At 75.5% G+C, this 3,031-nt stretch carries 3 protein-coding genes; 2 read left to right on the top strand and 1 reads right to left on the bottom strand.

The features are described from left to right. A partial coding sequence (locus ABD308_RS11695) for a type III PLP-dependent enzyme domain-containing protein (protein WP_486327017.1) occupies nucleotides 1-678 on the top strand: 678 nt, incomplete at its 5' end. Nucleotides 679-863: 185 nt separating this feature from the next. Continuing rightward, complete coding sequence (locus tag ABD308_RS11690) at nucleotides 864-1,661, top strand: inositol monophosphatase family protein (protein WP_344332186.1); 798 nt, start codon at nucleotides 864-866, stop codon at nucleotides 1,659-1,661. Between the two features lie 36 nt (nucleotides 1,662-1,697). Here ABD308_RS11690 and ABD308_RS11685 read toward each other — a convergent pair. Further along, on the bottom strand, nucleotides 1,698-3,031 hold a 1,334-nt coding region (locus ABD308_RS11685), incomplete at its 5' end, for a pyridoxal phosphate-dependent decarboxylase family protein (RefSeq protein WP_344332044.1).

The raw sequence follows: 3,031 nt of genomic DNA, 5'->3' as shown, positions 1-3,031 counted from the left end.
CTTCGGCGGCTGCGGCTGCGCGGCGTGCACGCCCACCTGGCGAGCGGGCTGGCGGCCGCCGAGCAACTGGCGCTCGCCGAGCGGATCGTCGCCTGGTCGGTCCGGCTGGCGGAGCGGCACGCGTTCGCGCTGGACGAGGTCAACGTGGGCGGCGGCATGGCCGTCGACTACGGCGACCCGGCCGCCCGCTTCGACTGGACGGCGTTCGGCGAGGGTCTCGGCCGACTGCTGGACCGCCACCCCGGGCCGACCCTGCGGATCGAGCCCGGCCGGGCGCTCACCGCCTACTGCGGCTGGTACGCCACCGAGGTGCTGGACGTGAAGCGCAGCCACGGCGAGGACTTCGCGGTCGTCCGCGGCGGCACCCACCACCTGCGCACCCCGGCCACCCGCGGCCACAGCCAGCCGTTCGCCACCCTGCCGGTCGCCGCCTGGCCGCACCCGTGGACGCGCCCCGCCGTGACCGGCGGCCGGGCGACCCTGACGGGACAGCTCTGCACCCCGAAGGACGTCCTCGCCCACGCCGCCCCGGCGGCGGCCGGCCTACGCGCGGGCGACCGGGTGCTCTTCGGCATGGCCGGGGCGTACGCGTTCAACATCTCGCACCATGACTTCCTGATGCATCCCCGGCCCGGGTTCCACTACCTGGACGGGAACGGGGGGACGGCCGACGACTGACGACTGACGACTGACGACTGACGACTGACAGCTGACAGCTGACAGCTGACAAATTTCAGATGACAGATTTTGAAATCTGTCATCTGAAATCTGTCAGCCGTCATTTGTCACCCCCGCCCCGCCGCACGCCGACTCCGCACTGACGTGCGAAAGTGGTAGCCGGCGAAGGGAGCGGGCACGTGCTGATGGACAAGGTGGCGGAGATCATCGCCGAGGCCTCGGCCGAGGTGGTGGAGCCCCGGTTCCGGGCGCTGGCGGCCGGCGAGGTGATGGAGAAGGCCCCCGGCGAGGTGGTCACCGTCGCCGACCGGGAGGCCGAGGTGATCATCGCCCGGCGGCTGCGCGAACTGCTGCCCGTCCCGGTGGTGGGCGAGGAGGCCGTCGCCGCCGACCCCGACCTCGCCAAGGCGCTGCACACGGAGCCCGCCGCCTGGCTCGTCGACCCCGTCGACGGCACCGCCAACTTCATCGCCGGCCGGCCCGAGTACGCCGTCATGGTCTCCCTGGTGCGCGACGGCCGGACGGTCGCCTCCTGGATCCGGCACCCCGTCACCTCCACCACCTACACCGCCGAACTCGGCTCCGGCGCCTGGCGCGACGGCCACCGCCTCACCCGCGCCCCCGCCGGCACCGACCCCGCGAAGTGGCGCGGCTCGGTGAAGAGCCGGTTCCTCGACCCGTCCCGCCGCCGCATGGTCGAGGCCAACACCACCGCCTTCGGCGAGGTGACCGCGGGCCGTCACGCCGCCGGCATCGAGTACCCGGACATCGCCGAGGGCGCCATGGACTTCATGCTCTACTGGCGCACCCTCCCCTGGGACCACGCGCCCGGATCCCTCCTGCTCACCGAGGCCGGCGGCCGCTCCGCCCGCCTCGACGGCACCCCCTACCACCCCGAGCCCCCGGGCGGTGAGGACGGCCTGCTCGTCGCCGCCGACCCCGCCACCTGGGAGCGCTGCCGCGAGATCCTGCTCACGCCGTAGGGCCCGCGAGCCCGGGAGCCGCCGGATCCGTCCGGGCTACCGCGCGGCGCTCCACACCTCCCGGCCCGCGAGGGCGACCTCGCCGAGCAGGCCGGCGACCTCCTCCGGGGTGGTGTGCGGGTTGAGCAGGGTGAGCTTGAGCCGCACCCGGCCCGGTCCCTCGCCGGGCAGTTCGGTGCGGCCGACCACGGCCCGGCCGGCGCGCAGCAGCGCGCGGCGCAGCTCGGCGTTGACCCGGTCGACGGCGGCCTCGTCCCGGGCGTCCGCCGGGCGGTAGCGGAACAGCAGCGCGGTCAGCACGGGTGCGGCGTGCAGTTCGAGGTCCGGTTCGGCGCGGACGGCGTCGGCGGCGGCGAGGGCGAGGTCGTGGCAGGCGTCGACGAGCCGTCCGAGTCCGGCGCGGCCGAGGGTGCGCAGGGTGACGGCGAGTTTGAAGGCGTCCGTCCGCCGGGTGGTGCGCAGCGAGAGGCCCAGCAGGCTCGGGTAGCCGGCCTGTTCGTCGTCGGCCGGGTTGAGGTAGGAGGCCCGGCGGGCGAGCGAGACGTAGGTCTCGGCGCGGCGGACCAGGAAGACGCCGGCGGCGGCGGGCTGCCAGCCCAGCTTGTGCCAGTCCAGCGAGACGGAGTCGGCCCGTTCGATGCCCGCCAGCAGCGGGGCGAGCCGGTCGGAGAGCAGCGCGCCGCCGCCGTACGCGGCGTCGACGTGCAGCCAGGCGCCGTAGCGTTCGGCGAGGTCTGCGGCGGCGGGCAGCGGGTCGACGGCGCCGGTGTCGGTGGTGCCGGCGGTGGCGACGACGGCGACCGGGGTGTCGCCGGCCCAGGAGGCCTCCGCCAGGGCGCGTTCGAGGGCGGCCGGGTCCATCCGCAGCCCGTGGTCGACGTCGACGGGGATGACGGCCCGTTCGCCGAGGCCGAGCAGGGCGGCCGCGCGCTGGACGGAGAAGTGCGCGGCGCGGGAGGCGAGGATCCGGGGCCGGGTGCCGGCGGGCAGGCCGAGGAGGCCGTCGAGTTCGACGATGCCGTCGAGTTTCTGGTCGCGGGCGAGCATCAGGCCCATGAGGTTGGACTCGGTGCCGCCGGAGGTGAGCACGCCGGCGGCGTGGGCCGGGTCGTAGCCGACCAGGGCTGCGAGTTCGGCGAGCAGCGCGGTCTCCAGCGCGGTCGCGACGGGGGCCTGGTCCCAGGAGTCCTGGGAGGGGTTGAGGGCGCTGACGGCGAGGTCGGCGGCGGTGGCGACGGCGAGCGGCGGGCAGTGCAGGTGGGCGGCGCAGTAGGGGTCGGCGGGGTCGGCGGCGCCGTGGGCGAGGAGTTCGGTGAGGCGGGCGAGGGCCTCGGGGCCGTCGGCGGCGGTGAGCGCGGCGGCGGTGCCGG

The sequence above is a fragment of the Kitasatospora putterlickiae genome (genome assembly GCF_039527695.1).
GTDB classification, from domain to species: Bacteria; Actinomycetota; Actinomycetes; order Streptomycetales; family Streptomycetaceae; genus Kitasatospora; species Kitasatospora putterlickiae.
This window is presented reverse-complemented; position numbering and strand designations above follow the sequence as displayed.

What these genes read in the sequence shown, in the direction of transcription:
- ABD308_RS11690 (WP_344332186.1), top strand. Translation starts at nt 864, where the DNA reads ATGGACAAGGTGGCGGAGATCATCGCCGAGGCCTCGGCCGAGGTGGTG.